This window comes from Streptosporangium sp. DT93 (assembly GCF_049844535.1).
Lineage (GTDB): Bacteria > Actinomycetota > Actinomycetes > Streptosporangiales > Streptosporangiaceae > Streptosporangium.
The window spans coordinates 137,865-159,795 of the sequence record NZ_JBNCLF010000017.1 but is presented as its reverse complement, the minus strand read 5'-3'; the positions used below and the strand labels follow the sequence as shown (position 1 = coordinate 159,795).

The 21,931-nt window shown below is 72.7% G+C and carries 24 protein-coding genes; 15 read left to right on the top strand and 9 right to left on the bottom strand.

Translation table 11 applies throughout. The features are described from left to right. Positions 1-81 precede the first annotated feature (81 nt). The 5 genes from ACLQ2R_RS30710 (at position 82) to ACLQ2R_RS30690 (ending at position 4,611) form a co-directional block, all read left to right on the top strand. Positions 82-1,455 carry a PQQ-binding-like beta-propeller repeat protein gene (locus tag ACLQ2R_RS30710; protein ID WP_425964503.1) on the top strand — a complete coding sequence of 458 codons (1,374 nt, stop codon included), beginning with the start codon at positions 82-84 and terminating at the stop codon, positions 1,453-1,455. After that, positions 1,452-2,468, top strand: coding sequence for a hypothetical protein (locus ACLQ2R_RS30705; RefSeq protein WP_425964502.1), 1,017 nt, complete (start codon positions 1,452-1,454; stop codon positions 2,466-2,468). The genes ACLQ2R_RS30710 and ACLQ2R_RS30705 overlap by 4 nt, the downstream gene beginning before the upstream one ends. 100 nt (positions 2,469-2,568) lie before the next feature. Further along, positions 2,569-3,342 (top strand): MerR family transcriptional regulator, encoded by a 774-nt coding sequence (locus tag ACLQ2R_RS30700; RefSeq protein ID WP_425964501.1) that lies wholly within the window; start codon positions 2,569-2,571, stop codon positions 3,340-3,342. 182 nt (positions 3,343-3,524) lie between these two features. After that, positions 3,525-3,662 (top strand): hypothetical protein, encoded by a 138-nt coding sequence (locus ACLQ2R_RS30695; RefSeq protein WP_425964500.1) that lies wholly within the window; start codon positions 3,525-3,527, stop codon positions 3,660-3,662. Beyond that, positions 3,649-4,611: a tetratricopeptide repeat protein gene (locus ACLQ2R_RS30690; RefSeq protein WP_425964499.1), complete on the top strand. Its 963-nt coding sequence runs from the start codon at positions 3,649-3,651 to the stop codon at positions 4,609-4,611. The genes ACLQ2R_RS30695 and ACLQ2R_RS30690 overlap by 14 nt, the downstream gene beginning before the upstream one ends. Positions 4,612-4,758: 147 nt before the next feature. Here the strand turns inward: ACLQ2R_RS30690 and ACLQ2R_RS30685 are convergent, their stop codons facing one another. The 4 genes from ACLQ2R_RS30685 to ACLQ2R_RS30670 form a co-directional block, all read right to left on the bottom strand. Beyond that, positions 4,759-5,376 (bottom strand): hypothetical protein, encoded by a 618-nt coding sequence (locus tag ACLQ2R_RS30685; protein WP_425964497.1) that lies wholly within the window; start codon positions 5,374-5,376, stop codon positions 4,759-4,761. Positions 5,377-5,507: 131 nt separating this feature from the next. After that, a complete protein-coding gene (locus ACLQ2R_RS30680; RefSeq protein ID WP_425964495.1) occupies positions 5,508-6,632 on the bottom strand; it encodes a transglycosylase SLT domain-containing protein in 1,125 nt (374 codons plus the stop codon). A 73-nt stretch (positions 6,633-6,705) separates the two neighbouring features. Then, positions 6,706-7,377 (bottom strand): response regulator, encoded by a 672-nt coding sequence (locus tag ACLQ2R_RS30675; RefSeq protein WP_425964493.1) that lies wholly within the window; start codon positions 7,375-7,377, stop codon positions 6,706-6,708. Further along, positions 7,374-8,720, bottom strand: coding sequence for a sensor histidine kinase (locus ACLQ2R_RS30670; protein WP_425964492.1), 1,347 nt, complete (start codon positions 8,718-8,720; stop codon positions 7,374-7,376). Before ACLQ2R_RS30670 ends, ACLQ2R_RS30675 begins: the two co-directional genes overlap by 4 nt. A gap of 128 nt (positions 8,721-8,848) precedes the next feature. On the opposite strand from ACLQ2R_RS30670, the gene ACLQ2R_RS30665 reads away from it, so the two are divergent. The 4 genes from ACLQ2R_RS30665 to ACLQ2R_RS30650 all read left to right on the top strand — a co-directional run bounded on the left by ACLQ2R_RS30665 (position 8,849) and on the right by ACLQ2R_RS30650 (position 12,504). Then, positions 8,849-9,913 (top strand): hypothetical protein, encoded by a 1,065-nt coding sequence (locus tag ACLQ2R_RS30665; RefSeq protein WP_425964490.1) that lies wholly within the window; start codon positions 8,849-8,851, stop codon positions 9,911-9,913. 4 nt (positions 9,914-9,917) lie between these two features. Next, positions 9,918-10,664, top strand: a complete 747-nt coding sequence (locus ACLQ2R_RS30660; protein WP_425964488.1) for a DUF429 domain-containing protein — start codon at positions 9,918-9,920, stop codon at positions 10,662-10,664. 61 nt (positions 10,665-10,725) lie between these two features. Next, positions 10,726-10,923 (top strand): hypothetical protein, encoded by a 198-nt coding sequence (locus ACLQ2R_RS30655; RefSeq protein WP_425964486.1) that lies wholly within the window; start codon positions 10,726-10,728, stop codon positions 10,921-10,923. A gap of 9 nt (positions 10,924-10,932) precedes the next feature. Then, positions 10,933-12,504 carry a hypothetical protein gene (locus ACLQ2R_RS30650; protein WP_425964484.1) on the top strand — a complete coding sequence of 524 codons (1,572 nt, stop codon included), beginning with the start codon at positions 10,933-10,935 and terminating at the stop codon, positions 12,502-12,504. Between the two features lie 141 nt (positions 12,505-12,645). On the opposite strand, the gene ACLQ2R_RS30645 is transcribed toward ACLQ2R_RS30650, so the two are convergent. Beyond that, positions 12,646-13,746 (bottom strand): winged helix DNA-binding domain-containing protein, encoded by a 1,101-nt coding sequence (locus tag ACLQ2R_RS30645; RefSeq protein ID WP_425964482.1) that lies wholly within the window; start codon positions 13,744-13,746, stop codon positions 12,646-12,648. After that, positions 13,739-14,170 carry a nitroreductase family deazaflavin-dependent oxidoreductase gene (locus ACLQ2R_RS30640; RefSeq protein WP_425964480.1) on the bottom strand — a complete coding sequence of 144 codons (432 nt, stop codon included), beginning with the start codon at positions 14,168-14,170 and terminating at the stop codon, positions 13,739-13,741. Before ACLQ2R_RS30640 ends, ACLQ2R_RS30645 begins: the two co-directional genes overlap by 8 nt. A gap of 205 nt (positions 14,171-14,375) precedes the next feature. On the opposite strand from ACLQ2R_RS30640, the gene ACLQ2R_RS30635 reads away from it, so the two are divergent. After that, positions 14,376-15,302: a helix-turn-helix domain-containing protein gene (locus tag ACLQ2R_RS30635; RefSeq protein ID WP_425964478.1), complete on the top strand. Its 927-nt coding sequence runs from the start codon at positions 14,376-14,378 to the stop codon at positions 15,300-15,302. A 281-nt stretch (positions 15,303-15,583) separates the two neighbouring features. Then, entirely contained in the window at positions 15,584-16,576 is a 993-nt protein-coding gene (locus ACLQ2R_RS30630; protein WP_425964476.1) for a hypothetical protein, read from the top strand. A gap of 256 nt (positions 16,577-16,832) precedes the next feature. On the opposite strand, the gene ACLQ2R_RS30625 is transcribed toward ACLQ2R_RS30630, so the two are convergent. Next, positions 16,833-17,249 (bottom strand): MerR family transcriptional regulator, encoded by a 417-nt coding sequence (locus tag ACLQ2R_RS30625; RefSeq protein ID WP_425964474.1) that lies wholly within the window; start codon positions 17,247-17,249, stop codon positions 16,833-16,835. A gap of 47 nt (positions 17,250-17,296) precedes the next feature. Between ACLQ2R_RS30625 and ACLQ2R_RS30620 the strand changes: the two genes are divergently transcribed. From ACLQ2R_RS30620 to ACLQ2R_RS30610, 3 genes are all read left to right on the top strand, one after another. Continuing rightward, on the top strand, positions 17,297-18,094 hold the full coding sequence (locus tag ACLQ2R_RS30620) for an MBL fold metallo-hydrolase (protein ID WP_425964472.1): 798 nt from the start codon (positions 17,297-17,299) through the stop codon (positions 18,092-18,094). Positions 18,095-18,199: 105 nt separating this feature from the next. After that, positions 18,200-18,646: an HIT family protein gene (locus ACLQ2R_RS30615; RefSeq protein ID WP_425964470.1), complete on the top strand. Its 447-nt coding sequence runs from the start codon at positions 18,200-18,202 to the stop codon at positions 18,644-18,646. Positions 18,647-18,761: 115 nt separating this feature from the next. After that, the gene (locus tag ACLQ2R_RS30610) at positions 18,762-19,304 is read left to right on the top strand and encodes a hypothetical protein (RefSeq protein WP_425964468.1); all 543 of its coding nucleotides are present in this window, start codon (positions 18,762-18,764) and stop codon (positions 19,302-19,304) included. Between the two features lie 129 nt (positions 19,305-19,433). Here the strand turns inward: ACLQ2R_RS30610 and ACLQ2R_RS30605 are convergent, their stop codons facing one another. Beyond that, positions 19,434-20,111 (bottom strand): winged helix-turn-helix transcriptional regulator, encoded by a 678-nt coding sequence (locus ACLQ2R_RS30605; protein WP_425964466.1) that lies wholly within the window; start codon positions 20,109-20,111, stop codon positions 19,434-19,436. A gap of 146 nt (positions 20,112-20,257) precedes the next feature. Between ACLQ2R_RS30605 and ACLQ2R_RS30600 the strand changes: the two genes are divergently transcribed. Next, positions 20,258-21,097 (top strand): class I SAM-dependent methyltransferase, encoded by an 840-nt coding sequence (locus ACLQ2R_RS30600; protein ID WP_425964464.1) that lies wholly within the window; start codon positions 20,258-20,260, stop codon positions 21,095-21,097. A 24-nt stretch (positions 21,098-21,121) separates the two neighbouring features. Here ACLQ2R_RS30600 and ACLQ2R_RS30595 read toward each other — a convergent pair whose 3' ends face one another. After that, complete coding sequence (locus ACLQ2R_RS30595; protein WP_425964462.1) at positions 21,122-21,682, bottom strand: hypothetical protein; 561 nt, start codon at positions 21,680-21,682, stop codon at positions 21,122-21,124. Positions 21,683-21,931: the final 249 nt, after the last annotated feature.

The window sequence follows — 21,931 nt, the reverse complement described above, 5'->3', positions numbered from 1 at the left end:
TAATCCAATGTGAGGGCTGAAGTTTCCTGGAAAAAGTATTCTTGTCATCTCTGAATCGTTTTTATTGTGAATACTCTGGGTGTGGCCGACGCATCACAGGGCTCGCGAGGTTCCGCGGGGCGTTCCCTCTCACGACGTGCCCTCCTGGCCGGGTGTGGCGCGCTGGCCGGAGGCGCGGGGCTGCTGGTCTGGAAGCACACCGTCGAACGCGCCTCACCCGCAGCTCCGGGGACCCCGGGAGCCACCCCCGCGACCTCGCCGGCGGGCACGGCGGCCTGGCCGGTGACCGCGCGTCCCTACCAGGTGAACAAAAGCCTGACGCTCTCCGGAGACCGGATGTACGTCGCCGACGAAGCCGGTGACGTCCTGGCGCTGGACGCGGCCACCGGGCGGCGGCACTGGACGTTCACGCCCCGCCGCCCCGGCGGCGCCTCGGACGTTCTCGTCACGGAAGCACCGGTGGACGGAAAAGGATCGATCTTCGTCGGGTCGCATCGCGGCCGGACGGCGGGCGAGGTCGTCGCGCTCTCCGCCGCCGACGGCCGTCCGCGCTGGAGCAGGCCGGCGCCCGGCCCCGTGCTGGGCATCGCGCTCGACGGGACGGCACTGGTGTACGCCACCGACACCTCCCTGCACGTCCTGGACGCCCTCACGGGAGGGGAGAGGTGGACCCTGCCGCTCTACGCGTCCAACGATCTGGTCCTGCGTGACGGCCTGGTGGTGACGGCGTACCGCCACGGCCCGGAGCGACGCGACAGGATCTCCGCCCACCGCCTCCTCGACGGCGGCGAGGTGTGGTCCCACGACTTCCCCCGGGCGACCGTCGACCTGCTGCCCACCCCCGGCCCGATGATCGCCTCCGCCTCGCTGAACCCCCTGTCCGGCGTCCGTGGCCTGCGGTTGAGCGGGCACTCCGTTCCCGACGGGAGGACCGTCTGGTCGCGGGCCTTCGACCGGGCGGGCACGCGGCTCGAATCCCTGACCGCCACCCACGCGATCGTGACGAACGACAGGAACGTCCAGGCGCTGCGTACCGGCACGGGAGAGACGATGTGGACCTTCCGCCAGCCGCGCGACTGCTACCCGGGGGTGTGGAACGCCGGCGACGTGGTCGTCCTGGCGATCACCGTCGCGGACCGGAAGGGGTACTACGAGATGGTCGGTCTCGACGCCGGATCGGGTGGGGAGCGCTGGCGAACCCGCCGGAGGGAGGACACCCAGGAGGCCGTCACCGGCGAGGGGAGGGCGTACGTGACGCTGACGGGGAACCGTGACCGCGTCGTGGCTCTCGACCTGGACACCGGAGCCACGCTGTGGAGGACGGGAGTTCCCTCGGGCTCCTCGCTCGTGCTGGGGCGACACCTCCTCTACGTCTGTGCCCCCGACGTGGGAGAGCCGGGCGGGGGAGCGATCCACGCCCTTGACCCGGCCGGCGGTGAGCAGGTGCGGCGATGAGACGGCTCGACCGGCTGCGCCGGTTGATGCGGCTCCTCGCCCGCCGGACGTTCTTCCGTCCCCCCTCGGCGCCGCCCTCCACGACCCCCGCTCCCGCACCGCCTCCCGCGCCCTCTCCGCCTCCTCGGCTCTCCGCGTCCCCCGTACCTCCTGTGCCTCCCGCGCCGGGGGCCGTCGCCGGGGCGGGGACCCCCGCCCCCTCCCGGGACCCCGGGGACGACTGGACGTCACCGGCGACGATCCTGGCCGTCACGGCCCTCGTCATCAGCCTGTTCGCCCTGTACTTCGCCTGGTCGTCGGCGAAGAGCGCCGAACGTCAGGCCGAGAGTTCCGAACGTCAGGCCGAGGTCGCGGGGAACGAGTCGGAGCGGCGCCCCCTGCTGGAGGTCGCCTCCGCGCGTCCGTACGTGGCCGAGGACATCACGGGCCGTGAGCGATCTCCGGGCTCGCCCGACGTGGCGGTCAAGGGACTCCGGGGACCTCGCATCGACCTGGTCCTCCGGAACCGGGGAAACGGGGAGGCGATGATCGCCGATGTCACGGTGAAGATCCAGCGATCGGAACGCCTCCGCTCCTGCTATCCCCTCGGAGGGCCGCTGAAGGTCGCCTTCGACTACGAGATCGGTTTTCCCGAGGGCACGCAGGCACCCTTCACCGTCACCAGGCCGATGAACTTCGTCATACCGTCCGGGCGGCACGACCGGTTCACCCTCGGCATCGGACCACACGTCACCGGCGAGGGCTCGGCCCCCTGGATCGGCGTGGTGAGCGTCGTCCTGCACCAGAAGGACGGCCGCGACCTGGAACAGGGGCCGTTCGCCGTCGTCGACGCCGGAGGGCTCAAGGGACTTTTCGAGCTCACCGGGCCTGCCATCTGGACGATCGTCAAGCCGGACGACCCGGCCTGCATGCGGGGCAACCACCGGAGCGTCGCCGACGTCGTCGCCACCCCGGGGCTCGTCGTGTCGCGTGAGCTCACGGCGCTGAAGCAGGCCCTGAAGCCGTACGAGTAGGCCCCGGTGAGCCCTCCGCGCCGATCGCTCCCCGGGCACGCGGCGAAGTTCCACCGGTCCGGCGGGCCTCTCCCGCCGTGGGAGCGTCCATGCTGGTGACGTGAACGAGGGACACCTGCCGATCGGGCGCTTCGCGCGGCTGTGCCGACTCAGCGTCAAGCAGCTGCGGCACTACGACGAGCTGGGCCTGCTGGCCCCGGACCGGGTCGATCCGGACACCGGCTACCGCTACTACCTGCCCGGGCAGGCACGCGCCGCGATGCTGATCGGTCTGCTCCGCTCCCTCGACGTGCCCCTGGCGTCGATCGGGCGGGTGCTGGCCGGCGAGTCCGGCGTGCTGGACGGGGTGCGCGACCGGATGCGGGAGGACCTGGCACGCCGCGAGCGCAACGTCACCGCGCTGCAGCGCATCCTCGCCGAGGGCCTGCCCCGGCCGGAGGTGACCGTCGTCCGCGAGCCCGCCCGCCGGGTGGTCGTCGTACGGGACGTCGCGTCCCCGGAGAGCATCGGCGCCGTCACCTCGGCGTGCATGGCCCGGCTGATGGCGGCCGTGGGGGCGCCCGAGGGGCTGCTGGTCGGGCTGTTCCCGCTCGACCTCACGGGGGAGGTGCCCGTGGCCGTCGCGGCCGAGACGTCCCGGGACGTCCTTGGGACGTCCCGGGACGTCCTGCCGGGCGGGTCGTTCGCCTCGGTCACCCACGTCGGGCCGTACGACCAGATCTCCCTCACCGCGCACGCGCTGCTCTCCTGGGCGGGAGAGCGCGGGCACACCCCCCGGGGCCCGCTGCGCGAGGTGTACGTCTCCGACCCCGCGACCACGCCACCTGACCGGCTGGTCACCCACCTGATGGTCGAACTGGAGGACGCGGAGTGACCCCGTCCCCCGCCGTGGGCGCCCCCGGGACGGGAGGACCCGCCGGTCGTTCCTTGTGACGCACGCACGCCCGCACGCCCGCCGGCCGCTCCGCCGTCGTGTGATGGCAGCCGTTCCCAAGCGATCCGCAAGACCGTGGATCCACGATGACGCCTGACACCACCACGACAGAAGGAGTGTTCATGCGCATGATGAGACGCCTGGGGACCATGGCGACGGCGCTGGCCGTACCGTTCCTCGTCGTTCTGATGAGCGGCACGGCGACGGCGGAGGCCATCCGCATCGCCAACCACTGCGAGCCGCCTCTTGACGCCGCCTGATCGGTTCACGCGGTTCGTCGGGCGCCGCCGTATCAGGCTCACCCGGCGGCGCCTGCTCCGCGGGACCTACTGTTGCGGACGCGGCTGGTACACCGAGGGGGAGCGGTGGGCCCGGCGGGCGGACGAGACGGTCCGGCGGGTGGACCCCGCCGGGCGGGTCCCGCTCCTGGTCGAGCTGGCGACGCTGTGGCACGGTCTCACCCGGTACGCGGAGGCGTACCGGTGCGCGCGGCAGGCGGCGGAGTCGCTGGAGCGGGTCCCCACCGGGACGTCGCGTGATCGCGCGCTCTCCGACGCGCTCGTCCTCATGGGTGACGTCGCCCGCAGGAACGCCCGCTACGACGAGGCCGAGATCCGCCTGTGCGACGCGCTCGCCCTGCTGGAGGAGACCGACCACGTACGGCAGGCGACCGTCCGGCTGGGCCTGGGGGTGCTGGGCAAGGAGACCGGCCGCCACGAGGAGGCCGCCATCTGGTACCGGCAGGCGCTGTCGCGCCTGAAGCGGCACGGCGGGAATCCCCTGATGGAGGCGGACGCCCTGCACAACCTCGCGGGCCTCGCGCACGCCCGGGGCGCCGTGGGAGGGGAGGAGCACGCCAGGGCCGCGATCGAGATCCGGCGCGGGGTGCTCGGCCCGGCCCACCCGCAGGTCGCCGGGGACCTGGCGGTGCTCGGCTCGGTGCTCGCGGCCGAGGGCAGGCACGCCGAGGCCGGGGACGCGCTGCGCCGTGCCCTGGACATCTTCCGCGACCGCCTGGGGGCCGGCCACTACGAGGTCGCCGTGTGCCAGGTGAACCTGGCGCACCTGGACGCGCTCCAGGGGCGCGCCGAGGAGGCGGAACGGCGCTACCGGGAGGCGCTGTCCATCAAGCGCCTGGTGCTCGGCGACGGTCATCCGGAGGTGGAGCGCCTGGCCGGGATGATGGGGCCGACGACGGAGGGCACCTGATCGCGGCTCCGGCGACCGCCCGGCACCGCTTCCCCACCGGAGGCGTCAACTCGGTGTCTCTTCCCCCCGGAGGCGTCAGCCTGGTGCCGCCCGGTGTTTCTTCCCCGAGGGAGGCGTCGGCCCGGTGCCTCTTCCCCGTCGGAGGAGTCAGCCGCGCGGGCGCCAGGACCGGGGCATCAGGCCGGCGGCCCGGGCGGCGCGGTCCTCCTCGGGGGTGCCCCTGGCGCCGCCCGGCTTGGCGCGGACGACGTAGCGGAAGGGCAGGCCGCCGGGCATCGCGAGCATCCCGCCGAACCGGGTGTCACCGGCGAACCAGACCTCCCCGTCCGGTCGCCTCCCCTCGTCGGGAGGGAGGAACGCGCACTGGGCCTGGCCGTCCGGCCGCAGCAGCACGACCCGGTCCTGCCGCGCCCACCGCCGCCCCCGGTGCCGCTGCCCCTCCGCGGCGACCACCTTCACGCTCTCGGAGGCGCACGGCCACACCTGCCATCCGTACGTGGCCATGACCGCCCGTTCCAGGCGCCGGGCCCGGCGCCACAGCAGGAGCGGAGCGGCGGTCAGCAGAAGGACGATCACGAGGATCACGGCGACGGCCGACCCCGGTTCCCAGCTCACGACCGCGGCCGTCAGCAGCACCGCCTCGACGGCGAGCAGGGCGGCCCCCAGGCGCAGCGGCCGCTCCCGGCCCCGCAGGATCTCCTGTACGCCGGGGGTGTCGAGGGCGACCCCCGGCATCACCCGGTAACCGAACTGCTCGGCCAGCATCCGTCCTCCCAGCCTTCCGAGGCGCCCAGACTCCCGCTTCCGGTCAGAACGTTCCGGGCGGCTCCTCCCCGGCAGGGTGTCACACGGGGGACGGCTCCGTCAGGGACCGCTTCCGTCAAGGGCCGGTTCCGTCAGGGACCGGTGAGGCGGCGGTCGCCGCGGGTGGTGACCACGAACACCTGCCAGTTGTAGTAGGCGTAGTAGTTCCTGACGTCCCGCTTGATCTGGCGCGCGTACAGCTGCACCGCGTCGACGTAGGCGTAGGAGTGGTTGTACGCGTACAGGGCGCGCCGGTAGTCGCGCGGCGCCCCCGAGGCGCGCAGGTAGTTGGCCGCGGCGAGCAGCGCGTCCCGGGTGTCCTGGATGTTCCCGTTCATCCCGTACGCGTCCCAGGTGCGCGGCATGAACTGCATCGGCCCCTTGGCACCGGTGTGGCTCGGCGACCGCACGCGGCCGAACTTGGTCTCGACGAACATCACCGCCGCCAGCACCTCCCAGTCCACCTTGAACCGGCGCTCGGCGTGCTTGAACTGGGCGAGCAGGAAGTCGGCGGGCTTGGCAGGCTGGACGCGGAACTTCGCCGCGCCGCTGATGGGCTTGACCAGCGAGAGCAGGTTCCGCCCGGCCGTCACGTTGTCCCTCGCCGTCGCGGCCAGCGCCTTGGGCAACCTGGCGAAGGTACGGGCGGCGACCTCCCGGTTGCGGACCAGGTAGCGATAGATGCGCTGCTCGTGCAGGGCCAGCAGCACCACCTGCTCGGGAGGGTTCCCCTTGCCGGGGTCGCCCTCGCGCACCCACGCGTCGACGGCGGTCCGCAGCCGCGCGGTGGTGGTGGTCAGGGAACGGGCCAGGCGCGCAGGGTCGGCGGGGATCGCCACGTCCGGCGCGGGCGGGGCGGGCACCTGCCCGGCGGCCTGCTCCCCCGGAGGCGTCGCCGCTCCGTCGCCGGCCGGGGCCGTCGCGGCCCGTCCCGGGGCGGCGGGGTCCGTCGCGGCCGGATCCGCCGGCGTCGGTCCGTTCGTCCGCGCCGGTTCCGCGGCCGCGTCCGCCGCCCGGTCGCCCGCCGCGGACGCGGTGGCGCCCTGCGACGCGGCGCAGCCGGAGAGCGCGGTGGTCAGGGCGACGGCGAGAGCGGCGAACGAGGCGCCCGGCGCCCTGCCCCGCGACCGGCCCGCCCACGTCCACGACGTCCCGTGCTCTGGAAGGTCCTGCCACGTCTCATGGTTCGGTGCGATCTCCGCGTGCTGATCCCTCATTCGGCTCAACGTACCCGAGGGAGAGCCGGGCCGCCCTCGACGGCGACCAAGGGAACAGATCTCCGCCGGTGGCTCAGCCCCCCGGTCGGTGGTGGCCGGTCTCCCATGCCCAGGCGGCGATGCCGACCCGGTTGCGGACGCCCAGTTTGCGCTGGATGTGGGCCAGGTGGGTCTTGACGGTGCCCGGGGTGATGTAGAGCTCGGCGCCGATCTCCGGGTTGGTCCGCCCATCGGCGACCAGCGACACGATGTCGAGCTCCCGGCCGGTGAGCGGTGACGGGGCCTGCGGCGTGTCCCGTACACCGGACAGCTGCCGCAGCAGCCGTACCGTCACCGAGGGGCTGATCAGCGAGTCGCCCAGCATCGCGGCACGGACGGCCTCGATCAGCAGCGCGGTCCCCGAGTGCTTGAGCAGGAAACCGCACGCGCCGTGGCGCAGCGCGGTGTGCACGTAGGCGTCCAGGTCGAAGGTGGTGACCACGACGACCCGCGTCACGACGGGCGCCTCGGGCGCGCACAGCACGCGGGTCAGCTCCAGCCCGTCCATCCGCGGCATCCGGATGTCGGCGATCACCACGTCCGGCCGCAGCCTCCTGGTCAGCTCCAGCGCCTCGACACCGTCGGCGGCCTGCCCGACGACGTCGATGTCCGGCGCCGAGTTCAGGATCGTACGGAACCCGAACCTGACGCGCTCCTCGTCGTCGGCGACGAGCACCCGGATGATCCCGGCGCCGTCCCTGTTCACATCGTCTCCGTTGACGTCGTCGCCTCCGTCACGTCGGTGTCCCCGTTCACGTCGGTGTCCCCGTTCATGTCGGGGAGGCCCGCGGCACCGGTGGGAAACCACGCCCGCACCTGCCAGCCGTCCGGCGGCAGGAGACCGGCGGTGAACGTGCCGCCGAGCGCCTCGACCCGCTCCGCCAGCCCGGCCAGCCCGATCCCGCTGCGCCGGCGAGCGGCGGGTTCACGGGCGTCCTGCGGGCCGTCGAATTCGCGGCGTCCCCGTTCCGTGTCCGGGGGCCGGTCGACGACCGTCAGCGACACCCCCTCCGGGGACCGGCGGAGCGTCACGACGACCGCCGCGCCCGGGACGGCGTGGCGGCGAACGTTGGTCAGCGACTCGACCACCACCCGGTACACGGTCGTGCCCACCTGACGGTTCAGGGCCGCGTCGAGCCCGGGGTCGGTCTCCAGCTCGATCGGGCCCGTGCCCGAACCGGCGTACCGCCGGACCAGCTCGGGCAGCTCGGCCACCCCGGGCGACGTCGTACGGGATCCCGAGCCTCTCTCCTCACCGTCCTCCAGCTCGCGCAGCACCCGGATGGTGCCGTCCATGGAGGCCAGCGCGTGGGTGCCGTCGGACTCGATCCGCTGCAACATCCGGGCCGCCTCCTCGGGATCGGTACGCAGCAGCACCTGCGCGGCCTGCGCCTGGATGACCATGGCGCTGACGTCGTGGGCGACGAAGTCGTGCAGGTCGGTGGCCAGCCGCAGGCGCTGTGCCCGCCGGGCGTGACGCACCGCCCGGACCCGGTGGGCGTCGAGCCAGCGCAGGTACCCGCCCGCTCCCGCGCCGACGAACGCGGCCAGCGACCAGAACGCGCAGATCGCGACGAGCTCCCACCCGCTCGCCGCCGCCAGGCCGGTGATCGGGATGCCCAGGAGCGCCATGGCGAGCACCGCGAGCGTGCTTGCCACCACGGCGTGCGCGACGGGTGCCCAGCGGCAGGTCAGCGCGACGAGGACCATCAGCGCCAGGGTGTGCAGCAGGGGCCAGGGGCCGCCACCGGCCCTGGACGGGCCCGCGAGCCAGATCGCGGTGGCGGCCAGCGAGACCAGCGCCACCGCGCCGGAGGCGACGGCGGCGAACCTTCCGGTACGGGGCCGGCCGGCCGCGATCGCGCCCAGCGTGACCAGCGCCACCACCGAGGGCAGCACGTGCGGCCACCCGGCGTCCGGGCGCAGCACCGCGGCCGCCACCAGCACCGCCACCGTCACACCGGCCGTCGTCCCCGCCCGTACTGCGGGGCGGCCGGCACCCTGTCGTGCCTGGTCGGCGGTGGTCGGGATGGTCGGGACGGTCGGCACGAGCCTCACCCTAGGTCACGCCCGGCGCCCGCCGCGTCTGCCGATCGGGGGATATCCACCGGCCCGCACCGGTCGCGATGCTCGACCCGTGACCGCCCCGCCGGGGCGGGCCGAACCGAGGAGCCGTGATGTCCCACCCGACACCGTCCACACCGCACCGGACGTTGAGACTCGTCGCCTGGGCGGCGTCGCTGTGGTGCCTCGTCTACGGGTTCCTGGGCGCGTACTGGGCGTCCGGCGGAGCGGGTTTCCCGTTCGGTGCCTCCGACGTCAACGGCGGGGACATGGGGAGCCGGCTGGCCGCCGCGACGCCGGGTCCCACCGGCGCCGTCGTCGCCGCCGGATGCGCGGCGGGGCTCGCGGCCACGCTGGCGGCGGTCATGCCGTGGGGACGGCGCCTGCCGCGCCGTCCGCTCGCCGCCGTGCTGTTCGTCCTCGCGACGCCCCTGCTGCTGGTGGTCCCGGACGTCCGCATCCTGCAGAACCTCGCCTACTCGCTGTTCGGGAACGTGGGACTGGTCGACTGGCCGGTGCTCAACCAGGCGCTGTGCGTGGCCGGGGGCCTCCTGCTCGCCGCCACCGCGGCACAGCTGCTGCGCCGCTCGCCGTGCCCCGCCTGCGGACGCCCGCCCGCCGACCCCGGTGAGCGGCGGCGCTGGACGCGGATCGGCCGGTGGGCCACCGTCGTGGCGGTGCTGGCCCCGCTGCCGTACGCGCTGCAGCGGGCGGCCTGGAACCTGGGCATCCCGCTCGGGGTGGACGAGGCGTTCGTCCGGGCGCTGGCCGCCGACTTCCAGTCCAAGGACGTCAGCCCGATCCTGGCGTACAGCCTGACGATCGGCGCGGTCGGCGGCGCGCTGCTGACGACCGGCCTGGCCATGAGCTGGGGTGAGACCTTCCCGCGATGGGTGCCCTACCTGGGCGGACGCCGGGTGCCGGTGACGATGGCCGTGATCCCGGCGACGGTGGTGACGGTCGCGGTGACGGTGGCCGGGCTGGCGGTGTGGCGGTGGGCGATCCTCGGCGGAGGGATCAACGGCTCCGCCGCGCCCGGCCTGCTGTGGGTGCCGTGGGGGGTCGCGCTGGGCGTGGCCACCCTCGCCTACCGCCAACGCCGCCGGAACACCTGCCCCGGCCTTCCCGCTCCTTCCGAGTTCCCGGGCCGTCCCGGCGAGCGGGCCGATCTATCGTGAGGGGATGCTCACGGTTGGGGTCGATCTCGCGGCGGAGGCGGTCAGGACGGCCGTGGCATGGCTCGACTGGTCCGAGGACGGTGCCCGCGTCACCCGGATCGAGATCCAGGCGGACGACGACGTGATCGTCGAGGCGATCATGGGAGCGGACAAGGCCGGTGTCGACTGTCCCATCGGCTGGCCGGACGCGTTCGTCGACTTCGTCGTCGCCCACCGCGCCGGGCACGTCCAGGTGCCCGGCGGCGTCGCCGGACGGGACTGGCGCAGGAACCTCGCCCTCCGGGTGACCGACCGGGTGGTCCACGACCTGACCGGCCTCACCCCGCTGAGCGTCTCCGCCGACCGCATCGGCCACACCGCCATGCGCTGCGCGGCCCTGCTGGCCGAACTCACCCGCCGGGGCCGCCCGGCCGACCGCCGGGGCGACGGCGTCGTGGTGGAGGTCTACCCCGCGGCGTCGCTCAAACGGTGGGGACTTCCCTTCCGCGGCTACAAGCGTTCCGCCAACCTCGCGGCCCTCGGGGACCTGGTGGACGGGCTGCGGGAGGCGGCGCCCTGGCTCGACCTCGGCCCGTACGAGCGCGTCTGCCGCGCCTCCGACGACGCCACGGACGCCGTCATCGCCGCCCTCACCGCCCGCGCGGCGCTCCTGGGTCTGGCGACCGTCCCGGCGGGGGAGCAGACCGGCCCCGCACGCACCGAGGGCTGGATCGCCCTGCCCACCACGCCCCTGCGCGAGCTCCACGGGTGAGGGCATCGCCCTTCGATCATGGCTCCGCCCATGCGGCGGTGTCGCACTAAGATCACTTCCCGTGCTTTCCGATGGTTTATGGCGGATTATCAGGGTCGGATCGGTAGGTCTGCTCCTTGCGGCGGCGGCCGCGGGCCTGGTGCTGGGTGACGGCTGGCTTTGGGCGGCCGTCGAATGGTCGCCGCCGACCTATGCCGGGTTCTACGAAAGCGGAGAGTTCGACACCCTGACGACCGTGGCGCTGCTCGTGGCCGCCTAGGTGAAGGCCGTGTTCCTTTGGCTGATCCTGCGTGCCCCCATATCGGGACCGCTGGATCGCCGGGAGAAGGCGCTGCGCCGGCTGCTGTATCTGGCGGTGGTGTACACCCTCGTGCCGTGGTACCTGATCACGCTGCTTCCCTACGAGGTCCACCTGGCATCGCAGCTCGTGCTGTGGATCGCGATCGACGTCCTCTACCTGCTCGTCATCCGCTGGCGGTCCCGCACGCTGCGCGCGGCGGCCGGAGTGATGTTCGCGGTAGGGCTGGCCGGGACGGCCGACGAACTGCTCGATCAACTCGACCTCCCCGAGTTCGGATCGGGCGACATCGTCGAACTGGGCCTGATGCTGTGCGGGGTGGCGGCGACCGTCATCACGGTCGTCGGACAGCGGCGCGACGGCCGGTGGAGCCGCGGCACGCTGATCGCCGGGTGGTCGTCGGCGGGCTTCCTCGCGCTGGTGATCCCGTTCAACACCCTCCTGGGATGGGTCTCCGACGGCGATCTGGCGCTGCTGGTCATGATGGACGCGTTAGGGCTCGTCAGCACCGTGTGGATCGCGGCGACCGCCCGTGAGATGCCCGCTCCCGCCGAAGGCCGTCCGGTGGACCTCCCGCTCGTGCGGCGGCGCGCGATCCGCGTCGCGACGGCGACCGTGGTCGTACTGCCGATCATCGCGTTGATCCCTCCGGAGCAGACCCCGCACCTCACCTACACCGGCTGGTCGACGGACTGCTACGACCGGCCCGCCTTCGGCGACCTGAAACCCGCGGAACGCGACGCCGCTTTCTTGTGCCGGGCGCGGAACACGGACGGCGGCGTCCCGCCCATGTTCCCCGACAGCCTGTCGGACCAGCAGATCCTCGCGTCCGGGCGGGCGCTGTGCCGTGCGAAGGACGGCGACGAGCAGACGGCGATCCTGACGCGGGCCGGGAGCGAGCGATCCACCTGGGGCGCGGACCCGTGGGACCTCGTCTACATCTGCCCGAAGATCATCGGTGCGACCCAGCCCGACCTGCTGCGGTCGGCCGAGGAGAGGGAGGCGGCGAATACCGCCTACATCGCCGAGAAGAACGCGGAGTGTCGCGACCCCTGGCCCCGGACGAAGGGCGTCGCCCAGGCCACCGCCAAGTACTTCCTGTTCGCCGACGGCGATCACGGCTACATGGTCCACGACCCCGAGGACGAAACGGGCGAGGAAGCGGCGGAGCGGGCGATCGACGAGCTCTACGACGACAACACCCTCATCGGGACGGCCGGCAGCGTGGTGCTCGTCGGGCACCATGAGGACGTCATCGATCTGTGCCTCACGGTGAAGGCATTCCGCGCCGCGCCGCCACGGCGGACGGCCGGGTGGGACCGGGTCACCGAGGTGCCGATCGTCAGCCGCAGCGGTCGGCTCACCGTGCCGGAGAAGGACGGCGGAGACGTGGGCGCGGGCGCCCCGATGCCGAACCTCGCGATCGCGGGGAAGGGCCGCTACCGGCTCCGCGTCCACGTGCGGGTCGGCGACATGGGGGAGGAGCACCTGGTCGTCGTGTACCCGGGGGCGTCGAGGAAGAGGATCAAACTGAAGTCGTGAGCGCCGGCGGGCGCACCCTCTTTCCCGGGTGGCCGGAAACGGCGACCCGAACAGGTCGAGGGCCGAGGGCCGACCGGACGTATGGACACCGGACCCGGCCCATCGCACAGAACCGTACGAGGGCAGGGCGGTGAGGCCCGCTCACCAGGGGGCGGTGACGCGGACGGCGTGGGTGTCGGCGGGGGCGAGGAAGCGCAGGAGACGCCCGCCCTCCGCCTCGACCTCGTCGCGGTGGCGGGCAGTAAGGGGCGCGAACGGGGTGACGGTGAGGGTCGTGGTGCCGCGTTCGCGGGCGGTCGCCCAGGTGGCCGCGACGGTCCCGTCGACGAGGACCGGCCCGGGGACCGGGCCGTGCTCGGGCCAGGCGCGCGTGACCTGCTCGGGATCGAGCGTGCCCATGCGGGTACGGTCGGCGAAGGAGAGCAGCGCGTTGTCGTAGTCGTACAGGAACCTGACCGGGGCCGGGGTGTCCTCGGCGGGCCGCGGCGCGTCCGGCAGGTCGTACAGCTCCCCGCCCCGCTCGTCGCGGAAGGTCCGCAGATCCATCGGCTCCATCACCTCGCGCAGCCGGGTGAGCCCGCAGTGGGCCTGCACGTCCATGACGCCGGCGGGCCCGAACGCGGCCAGGTAGCGGGTCACGAAGTCCTCGACGGAGGGGGCCGCCTCCTGCGGCGCGCCGAGCCAGTGCTCGGCGCTGGTGTGGGCGATCGGGCCGCTCCGGCCCCACATGCCGCGGGGCGGGACCTGGACCAGGGCGACCCTGGCCCGTACGACCTGGGCGAGGGCCGCGGCGTCGCGGCCGGGGAACAGCGCGGCGAGCTCCTTGCCGAGCGCGCCGAAGGTCAGCGGCCGCTCCTCCACGAGCGCGCGGCCCGCGGCGGCGACCGCGTCGAGGTCGAGGTCCCGCAGGTGCCTGCCGAACGCGCCCTTGGTGACGCGCCCGATGACCGGTTCGACCAGCGGACGCCACCGCAGGCAGTCGCGCGCGGTGACCAGGTGGATGGTCGACCGCATCAGGGCGATCCTCACCAGCGTCCGGTCCTCCAGCAGACCGGCGGCCCGCTCGGGGTCGAAGTCCCGGATCCGGGACCACAGGCCGACGTACCACGTGTGCGGTGTCTGCGCCTGGAGCCCGGCGACCCGCTCGACCATCTCCGGCACCGGCAGCGCCGACCGTTCCAGCAGCGACTGCCGCGCCAGGGTCGCCCGGTTGAGCGCGCGCCGGGTCAGCACCTCAGGCATGGTCGAGGATCACCACCGGGATGTCGCGCGCGGTCTTGCGCTCGTAGTCGGCGTACTCGCCGTGGATCCCCACCATCTGATCCCACAGGGCGGGCTTCTCCTCGGCGGTCGCGGTCCGCGCGACGGCGGCGAACACCTCGGCCTCCACCTGCACCTCGACCCGCGGATGGGCCAGGAGGTTGTGGTACCACAGCGGGTGGTCGTCGGCCCCGCCGTTGGAGGCGACGATCACGTACGCGTCGCCGTCGCGACCGTAGATCAACGGGGTTCGCCTCTTCAGCCCGGACCTGCGCCCGACGGTGGTCAGCAGCAGCGTGGGCCTGCCGTGGTAGAGGTGGCCCTTCGCGCCGTTCGACTCGACGTAGGTGCGGAGGTGCTTGGCGACCCAGCCCGTGGGGGAATCGATGATCTCGTCGCTGCTCATGCCGCTCACGCTATCGGCGTCCGGGGACATTTCATGATCTGTCTTCCGCTCTTCCTGGCGAGTGCGCCCACGCCGGCGGTTCGCGCGGTGCCCGGTGGTGCCCGACCAGGTCGCCCCCACGATCCGTCGAAGGACGTTTCACCCCCGCCGATCCCTACCCCGACGGGGTGAGGCACGGATCGCCGGCCGTGCACATACTGGACCCATGAACGAGCACGGGCGACTCGCCGACTTCCTCCAGGCACGCCGGGGCCTCCTGCGGCCGGAGGACGTCGGACTGCCGACCTACGGCGAGCGGCGCCGGGTGCCCGGGCTGCGGCGCGAGGAGCTCGCGATGCTCGCGGGCATCAGCGCGCCGTACTACACCCGCCTGGAACAGGGCCAGTCACGCAACGCCTCGCGCGAGGTGCTCGACGCCATAGCGAACGCCCTGCGCCTGGACGGATCCGAGCGTGCCCACCTGCACGCCCTGGCCCGTACGCCGAGACGCGGTGGATCCTCCCCCAAGAGGCCGCCCGCCGAACGCGTCGGCCCGGCGACCAGGGCACTGCTGGCGGCCTTCGAGAACGCACCCGCCATCGTGCTCGGCCGCCGCACCGACGTCCTGGCCTGGAACCGCCAGGGCCACGGGCTGTTCGCCGGTCATCTCGACCCGGACGCCCCGGACGTCCCGGCGCGACGGCCGAACATGGCCAGGCTGGTGTTCCTCGACGCCCACACCCGCGAGCTGTACGCCGACTGGCCCGCCAAGGCCAGGGCGGTGGTGGGCAACCTGCGCCTGACGGCCGGGCACCACCCGGACGATCCGCTGCTGGCCGGACTGATCGGCGAGCTGACCATGAACAGCCCGGAGTTCGCCGCGATGTGGGCCGACCACCGGGTCCTGGCCTGCGACGTCGCCGACTACGAGATGCGCCACCCCACGGTCGGAACGCTGACGGTCACCCAGCAGACGCTGCGGAGCCCGGAGGGAGACGGCCCGGTCCTGGTGGTGGCCACGGCGGATCCGGGGTCTCCGTCCGCGACGGCCCTGACCCTTCTCTCCCACGTCACCGCGCGTTCCTCCGACGTCACCACGAGCCCGGAAACGACCCGGCCGCGCCACGACACCGACACCCGCACCACCACCTGACCCGCCCCTACCCCGACTCGCATCATCACCTGACCCGCCCCCGCGCCTGACCTGCACCGTCACGTGACCTGCGCCTCTCATCCGTCGGCCTGACCACGCCACGAGACCGGTCCCTCTCCTTCTCCCCAAGGCGCCTTCCGACCGGGACGCCCCCGACCCGGGCGATCTCTCGGCCACCTCGACCACGGCGTCCTCCGACCACGACGCCCCTTCGACCACAGCACCTCCCGATACCGGCGCCGCGCCGCGGCCGCCGCATGCCAGAAAACAGTGAAGGAACCATGTCCAAGCGAAGCATCAAGATCACCGCCTCTGCCGTTCTGATGGCCGCCGCCACCCTTACGGCGGCCGCCCCGGCGGGTGCGACGTCCACCCCGGCCGGCGTGACGTCCACCGACGGGCCGCTGACGAACGTGCGGGTCGCCACCCACTTCGATTTCTCCGCGGGCCAGATGCCGGAGAACATCGCCCTGCTGCCCGACGGAACGGCGAACGTCACCTTCGCCGCCAGCCGCCAGGTGGCCCAGGTCACCCCCCGGGGCACGACAAGCATCCTGGCGACCCTGCCCGCACCCGCCGACGGCGGAGCCGGCACGCCGGTCCTCGGTTTCCCCCTGGCCACCGGTATCGTCCGTACCTCCGACGGCACGGTGTACGTGCTGTACGCGACCGGCACGGCCGACCTGACGGGCCTGTGGCGGATGCGCCCCGGCCGGGCCCCCAAGCGCATCGCCGCCCTGCCCGCGAACGGCCTGCCCAACGGGCTGGCCCTGGACGGGCGCGGCGAACGCCTCTACATCACCGACTCGGTACTCGGCACCGTGTGGACCGTCCCCGTCACCGGCGGTACGCCCACCGCGTGGTCCACCGCTCCCGAACTCTCCTCGACCGGCTTCCTGGGAGCCAACGGCGCGAAGGTCCACCGCGGCGCGCTGTGGGTGAGCAACCTCGACCGCGGCACCCTCCTGCGCATCCCGATCCGCTCCGGGAACCGTGCGGGAGCGCCGCAGGTCAAGGCGTCGGGCATGAAGGGCATCGACGACTTCGCCTTCACCGGCCGCGGCGACGAGGTCCTCGCCGCCCTCAACGCCCCCAACACGGTCGTCCGCGTCCGCGCCGACGGCACCGTCACCACCGTCCTGGACGCCGGCGACGGACTGCAGAACCCCACCTCGGTGGCGCTGCGCGGGAAGGACGTGTACGTCCTCAGCGCCGCCTACACCACGGCCACCGACCCCAACCTGCTCCGCGCCCGCCTGCACGACCACCGATGAGCCCCGGACGTCCACGAACCGGCCCGGCCGGGTCCGCCCACGACCACCGGTGAGACCCGGGACCCCGCGAAACAGCCCGGCCCGATCTCCCCTGAGATCGGGCCGGGCCAGTCCGGTCCGTACCGTCAGACCTCGCGACGACGCCTGCGGACCGCCGCACCTGCGAGCGGAGAACGCGCTGCGGTGAGGCCGGATCGCCTCGTCACCCCGCCCGCGCCCCTGCCGCCGGGCGACGCGCTCACCCGCCCGGGTCCTTTCAACGGCCGAAGGACGGTGCGGGGATCGGGAGGCCTTTGAACGTGCGCTTGAAGTCGGGGCACTCCACGAGCGGCTCGTGCGTGCACGTCGAGGCGTGGTGGAGACCGTCGCGCATCAGGGTGAGCCGGGCGATGTCCTCCTCCAGCTCCCGCGCCTTCTCCGCCATCCGCACGCGCAGCCCGGTGTCGTCGGGCGTGGCCACCAGGAACCTGCTGATCTCGGCGATCGTGAACCCGGCGCCGCGGGCGCAGGCGATGAGCGCGAGGCGGTCGAGAACGTCGGGCCGGTAGGTGCGGCGCAGGCCGTTACGGCCCGACGAGGCGATGAGGCCTCTCTTCTCGTAGAACCGCAGCGCCGAAGGCGCCAGCCCGGAACGCTCGGCCACCTCGCCGATGTCCAGCAGGGACTCCACCACGACGCCTCCTTGACTTGAACCACGCTTCAGGTCGCAGACTAGCCGCCGTGAACATCCATCACCTCAACTGCGGTTCCGTACGGCGGATCGAAGCCACCTACGACGGCCCGGCTCCCGCCCACGCCGTCAACCACTGCCTGCTGGTCGAGACCGACTCCGACGGACTGGTCCTCATCGAGACCGGCCTCGGCCTCGGCAACGTCCGCGACCCGGACGGCACCCTCGGCTCCGACTGGGTCGCGATGGCCCAGCCCTTGCTCGCCGAGGAGGAGACCGCCGTCCGCCAGATCACCCGGCTGGGACACTCACCCGCCGACGTACGCCACATCATCGTGACCCACCTCGACGTGGACCACTGCGGCGGCCTGCCCGACTTCCCGGACGCCCAGGTCCACGTCCTCGCCGCCGAACGCGAAGCGGCGACCGCCGAGGCACCCAGCTTCCGCTACCGCCCGGCCCACTGGGCACACGGCCCCAAGTGGGTCGCCTGCACGCCCGAGCGGGGCGAGGAGTGGTTCGGGTTCACCTCCGCCCAGCCCAGAGGCCTGTCATCGGAGATCCGGCTGGTCCCGCTCGGCGGCCACACCGCCGGCCACACCGGAGTCGCCGTACGCGACGGCGACCGCTGGCTCCTGCACTGCGGTGACGCCTACTACTACCACCGGGAACTCGACGAGAACCCCCACCCCCACCCCATGCTCGACCTCGTGCAGACCAGTTCGGAGGTCCACCGCGACCTCCGGCTCGGCACCCAGGCCCGGTTGCGCGAACTCGTCCGCGACCACGGCGACGAGGTCTCGCTCATCAGCGCTCACGACCCGTGGGAACTGGCCCGCTACCGCTGACCACCGGCCTCTGACCTCGGCCCGGCCGGAACGCGACCGGTCCAGCTCTGGCCCCGTTCCCGGCCTTGGTCACGGTCACGGTCACGGTCCGTACCATCGGATCTCATGACGACGCCTGCGGACTGCTACACCTGCGAGCGGGAGGCGCGCTTCGGCGCGCTGCCGTCGCGGGAGAGGATCGCGTTCGACGAGCACTGGCGGGTGGCCCACGCGATCGGCACGGCCCTGCCGGGATGGCTGGTGCTGGTCCCGCGCCGCCACGTCACGGCGATCGCCGACCTGACCGACGCGGAGGCGTCCGGGCTCGGCACCTGGCAGGTCCGCCTGTCGCGGGCGCTGCACGAGGTGACCGGCTGCGCCAAGACGTACGTGGTGCAGTTCGCCGAACTGGAGGGCTTCCACCACGTGCACTTCCACATCGTGCCGCGCATGGTCGACCTGCCACGCGAACTGCGCGGACGCGGGGTCTTCGACCTACTGGGCCGTACGGGCGACGCCATCCCCGACGAACGAATGGACGAGACGGCCACCACCCTCGCCCGCCTCCTGTGACGGTCACCGCCTCCGGCCGACTCTTGTAACGGTCATCGCCGCCCATACGGTTTGTGGCTGCCTTTTTCCCTGTAATCCCAGGCCGGGAAATGGCCATTGTGGTGAGATATGCCGAATGGAACGCGCGAGGCAACTGCTGGGCGAGATGCTGATCTACTGCTTCGTCATCCTCCTGCTCACCGGAGGCTTCCTGGCTTTCTTCTACGTGCCCAACGGCGAGACGGTGTCCTACACCGGTTCCTACACCCCCTTGCACGGCGTCCCCATGAGCGCCGCCACCGACTCGCTCCTGAGACTCAGCTTCGACATGTACGAATTCGTGTTCGTCCGGACCCTGCACCACACCTCCTCGGTCCTGCTCGTCGGAGGAACGATCCTCTGGGCCCTGCTCGGCCGCTTCCGGTACGCCTTCGCGGCGCTGTGCCTGGGGGCGCTCGCCGCACTGGCCGGCTACGGATCCGCCGACGACCTGCTGTCCGGGACCGTCCTCGGGAAACTGCCCATCCCCCTCTGGTACGGCCTGCACCTGCTGGCGGCGGTGGCCGTCATCACCGTCCTGGTGATCTCCTCACGCGAGGAGGCCGTCCGGCGGCCCAGAACGCCGGAGTTCACGGTGCTGGGCATCGTCCTCACCGTCCTGGTGGTCCTCTACCTCTGACCGCCGTCCCGTGTCCCATGCGGTGGAGAGCCGTCTTGAATGCCTCCGCCATCACCTTCGAAGGCCGTCGGACCTTGACCGATGAAGATCGATTTACACCGTCGACCGGCGGCCTGGGACGTTCGCGTGTCAGGCGGGCCGGGGCACGGAGGCCCAGTCCGGGAGGGTGAACCACCGGGGCACGGCGCGGCGTAGCGCCTCGGGGCCCCGTACCTCGACCGCGTGGGCCCGCAGCGCGTCCGGCCAGCTCAGGTCGCCGCGCCAGACCTCGACCAGGCTGCGCAGACCGGCGGTCACCGTCACGGTCACGGCGTGGCCGGGGTCGGTGTCGCAGACGTCGACCTCGTCACGTGTGATCACGATCCACCAGTGGCGGCTGCCGGGCGGCACGTCCGGGAAGAGGAACTCGACGACCGTCCGCCCGTCCGGAACGGCGGCCCGGTCGACGTTGCGGTGCATGTCCCACAGCAGCAGCTTCGGGTCCAGGTCCTCGTCGCCCAGCTCCCCGACCCAGCGGACGCCCCAGGCGGCGAGCGCCTCGACCACCGGCCGCAGCTCGTGGCCGGCCTGGGTCAGGACGTAGCGCACGTCGTTGTCCTCGACGCGCCTCTCCACGATTCCGGCGTGCGTGAGCCGGTGCAGCCGTCGGGACAGCAGCGTGGGGGACATGCGCGGCAGGCCGCGACGCAGCTCGTTGAAACGCTCGGTCCCGCACACCAGTTCGCGGATGACGAGCAGCGTCCAGCGTTCGTCGAGCAGTTCGACGGCCTTGGCGACCGGGCAGAACTGGTGATACGAGGAGCCCACGCCCCGAGTCTAAGCTCCGCCGCCGTGAGCGTCGGAGACAGCGGACCGGGGCTCGGCGGGTGCCGGTACAGATCGTGTACTGGATGGCGGACCCGTCCCTCCTTACCGTCGATTCCAGGCCACCGCGGCGATGAGGGAGAAGCACGATGAACGTACAAAGCGACGCGCTGGAAGCCGACCGTGCGCTGAAGGCCAGGCACCGCGCGATGTGGGCGATGGGCGACTATCCCGCGGTCGCCACCGAGATCATCCCCGAGCTGGGCGCGATCCTGGTCGAGGCGTGCGGGGTGGGACGCGGGGACCGGGTGCTGGACGTGGCCGCCGGGTCCGGCAACGCCGCCATTCCCGCGGCGCTGGCCGGGGCGAGCGTGGTGGCCGGCGATCTGACCCCGGAACTGCTGGAGGCGGGACGGGCCCTGGCCGCGCGGCGCGGCGCGGAGATCGAGTGGCGGCAGGACGACGCGGAGGCCCTGCCGTACGCCGACGGCGAGTTCGACACGGTCCTGTCCTGTCTCGGCGTCATGTTCGCCCCCCACCACCGGGCCGCCGCCGGCGAGCTGGTCCGGGTCTGCCGCCCGGGCGGCACGATCGGCCTGCTCAACTGGACGCCGGAGGGGTTCGTCGGCCAGATGTTCGCGACGATGAAGCCGTACGCGCCCCCGCCCCCGCCCGGCGCGCAGCCCCCTCCGCTGTGGGGCGACGAGGACCACGTCCGCGCGCTGCTCGGGGACGCGGTCACCGATGTCGTCGTACGCAGGCAGACGGTCACGGTCGACCGGTTCGCCCACCCCGGCGCGTTCCTCGACTACTTCAAGGCCAACTACGGCCCGACCGTCGCCGTCTACCGGGGGATGGCCGGGGACCCCCACCGGGCCGCCGCCCTGGACGACGCCCTCACCGAACTGGCCCGACGCCACCAGCGAGGCGAGGGAGGAACGGCGATGGAGTGGGAGTACCTTCTCCTCACGGCACGCAGACGCGCCTGACGACAGGAACCGCCGACGGCGGTGCTACTTCCCCGTGCCGGTCTGCGCGGGAGGCTTGGGCCAGCCCTTGGCGACCACGGTGAACCCGCCCCCTGTGACGGCGCCGAACGTCGCGGGAGCCATGCAGGGCTGCACCTCGCCGGTCGGCACCGACCAGCTCCAGCCGATCCGATCATGACTGCGGCCGGACCTGTCCGTCCCGCTGTCGTACACGCTGACCGCGATCCTCTCACCGACCGGGAACGAGGTGGAGGTGGTGATGACGGCGGTCACCGTCGCGACCGGTCCGCCCGCCACGAGGCAGTCCACGTCCGCCTCGAATCCCCCGCCGTTGCCGTCGGGGCTGTAATGGGCGACCTTGACGGTGCCCCTCGCCTCCGTGAAGACGCCGCGCGCGGCGATGGTGAAGGTGATGTCGTCGGCGGCCGCCGGCTCGAAGTAGATCTTCGCCGTGCCGGACACGCGCCACTTGGGCTCTTCGCCTAACGGGGACGATGCGGCCGAGGCCGACGTGCCGATCGTCGCGACGGTGGCCAGCGACAGGGCGACGGCGGTGATCCCTGACCGGACTGCTGTGGTTCTCACGTCAATGACTCCTTGGGGCGTACGGGTGAGGCGTGCTCCAGCAATCCGGGAAGAGTGCTGTGCCTGCCATGCCTCAACCCTGCCGCGGGGCCTCGTCGGTTCCCAGGTGCCGTTCGGCGCATCGGTTCTCCGCTCGCCGAGCCGAGCGTGCCGGACGGGATCTTGCGTGCGGGGCCGGGATGTGCTGTGCCCGTCCGAGAGCCCGTTCGTGTGGAAAGCGACGTCCGTACGCCCACTCACCGGCAGAAG

Excerpts from the sequence above, each read along its gene's own strand:
- ACLQ2R_RS30615 (WP_425964470.1), top strand. The coding sequence starts at position 18,200 with ATGACGACGCCTGCGGACTGCTACACCTGCGAGCGGGAGGCGCGCTTC.
- ACLQ2R_RS30695 (WP_425964500.1), top strand. The coding sequence starts at position 3,525 with ATGCGCATGATGAGACGCCTGGGGACCATGGCGACGGCGCTGGCCGTA.
- ACLQ2R_RS30630 (WP_425964476.1), top strand. The coding sequence starts at position 15,584 with ATGTCCAAGCGAAGCATCAAGATCACCGCCTCTGCCGTTCTGATGGCC.
- ACLQ2R_RS30600 (WP_425964464.1), top strand. The coding sequence starts at position 20,258 with ATGAACGTACAAAGCGACGCGCTGGAAGCCGACCGTGCGCTGAAGGCC.
- ACLQ2R_RS30635 (WP_425964478.1), top strand. The coding sequence starts at position 14,376 with ATGAACGAGCACGGGCGACTCGCCGACTTCCTCCAGGCACGCCGGGGC.
- ACLQ2R_RS30640 (WP_425964480.1), bottom strand. The coding sequence starts at position 14,170 with ATGAGCAGCGACGAGATCATCGATTCCCCCACGGGCTGGGTCGCCAAG.
- ACLQ2R_RS30680 (WP_425964495.1), bottom strand. The coding sequence starts at position 6,632 with ATGAGGGATCAGCACGCGGAGATCGCACCGAACCATGAGACGTGGCAG.
- ACLQ2R_RS30645 (WP_425964482.1), bottom strand. The coding sequence starts at position 13,746 with ATGCCTGAGGTGCTGACCCGGCGCGCGCTCAACCGGGCGACCCTGGCG.
- ACLQ2R_RS30685 (WP_425964497.1), bottom strand. The coding sequence starts at position 5,376 with ATGCTGGCCGAGCAGTTCGGTTACCGGGTGATGCCGGGGGTCGCCCTC.
- ACLQ2R_RS30610 (WP_425964468.1), top strand. The coding sequence starts at position 18,762 with ATGGAACGCGCGAGGCAACTGCTGGGCGAGATGCTGATCTACTGCTTC.
- ACLQ2R_RS30665 (WP_425964490.1), top strand. The coding sequence starts at position 8,849 with ATGTCCCACCCGACACCGTCCACACCGCACCGGACGTTGAGACTCGTC.
- ACLQ2R_RS30660 (WP_425964488.1), top strand. The coding sequence starts at position 9,918 with ATGCTCACGGTTGGGGTCGATCTCGCGGCGGAGGCGGTCAGGACGGCC.
- ACLQ2R_RS30705 (WP_425964502.1), top strand. The coding sequence starts at position 1,452 with ATGAGACGGCTCGACCGGCTGCGCCGGTTGATGCGGCTCCTCGCCCGC.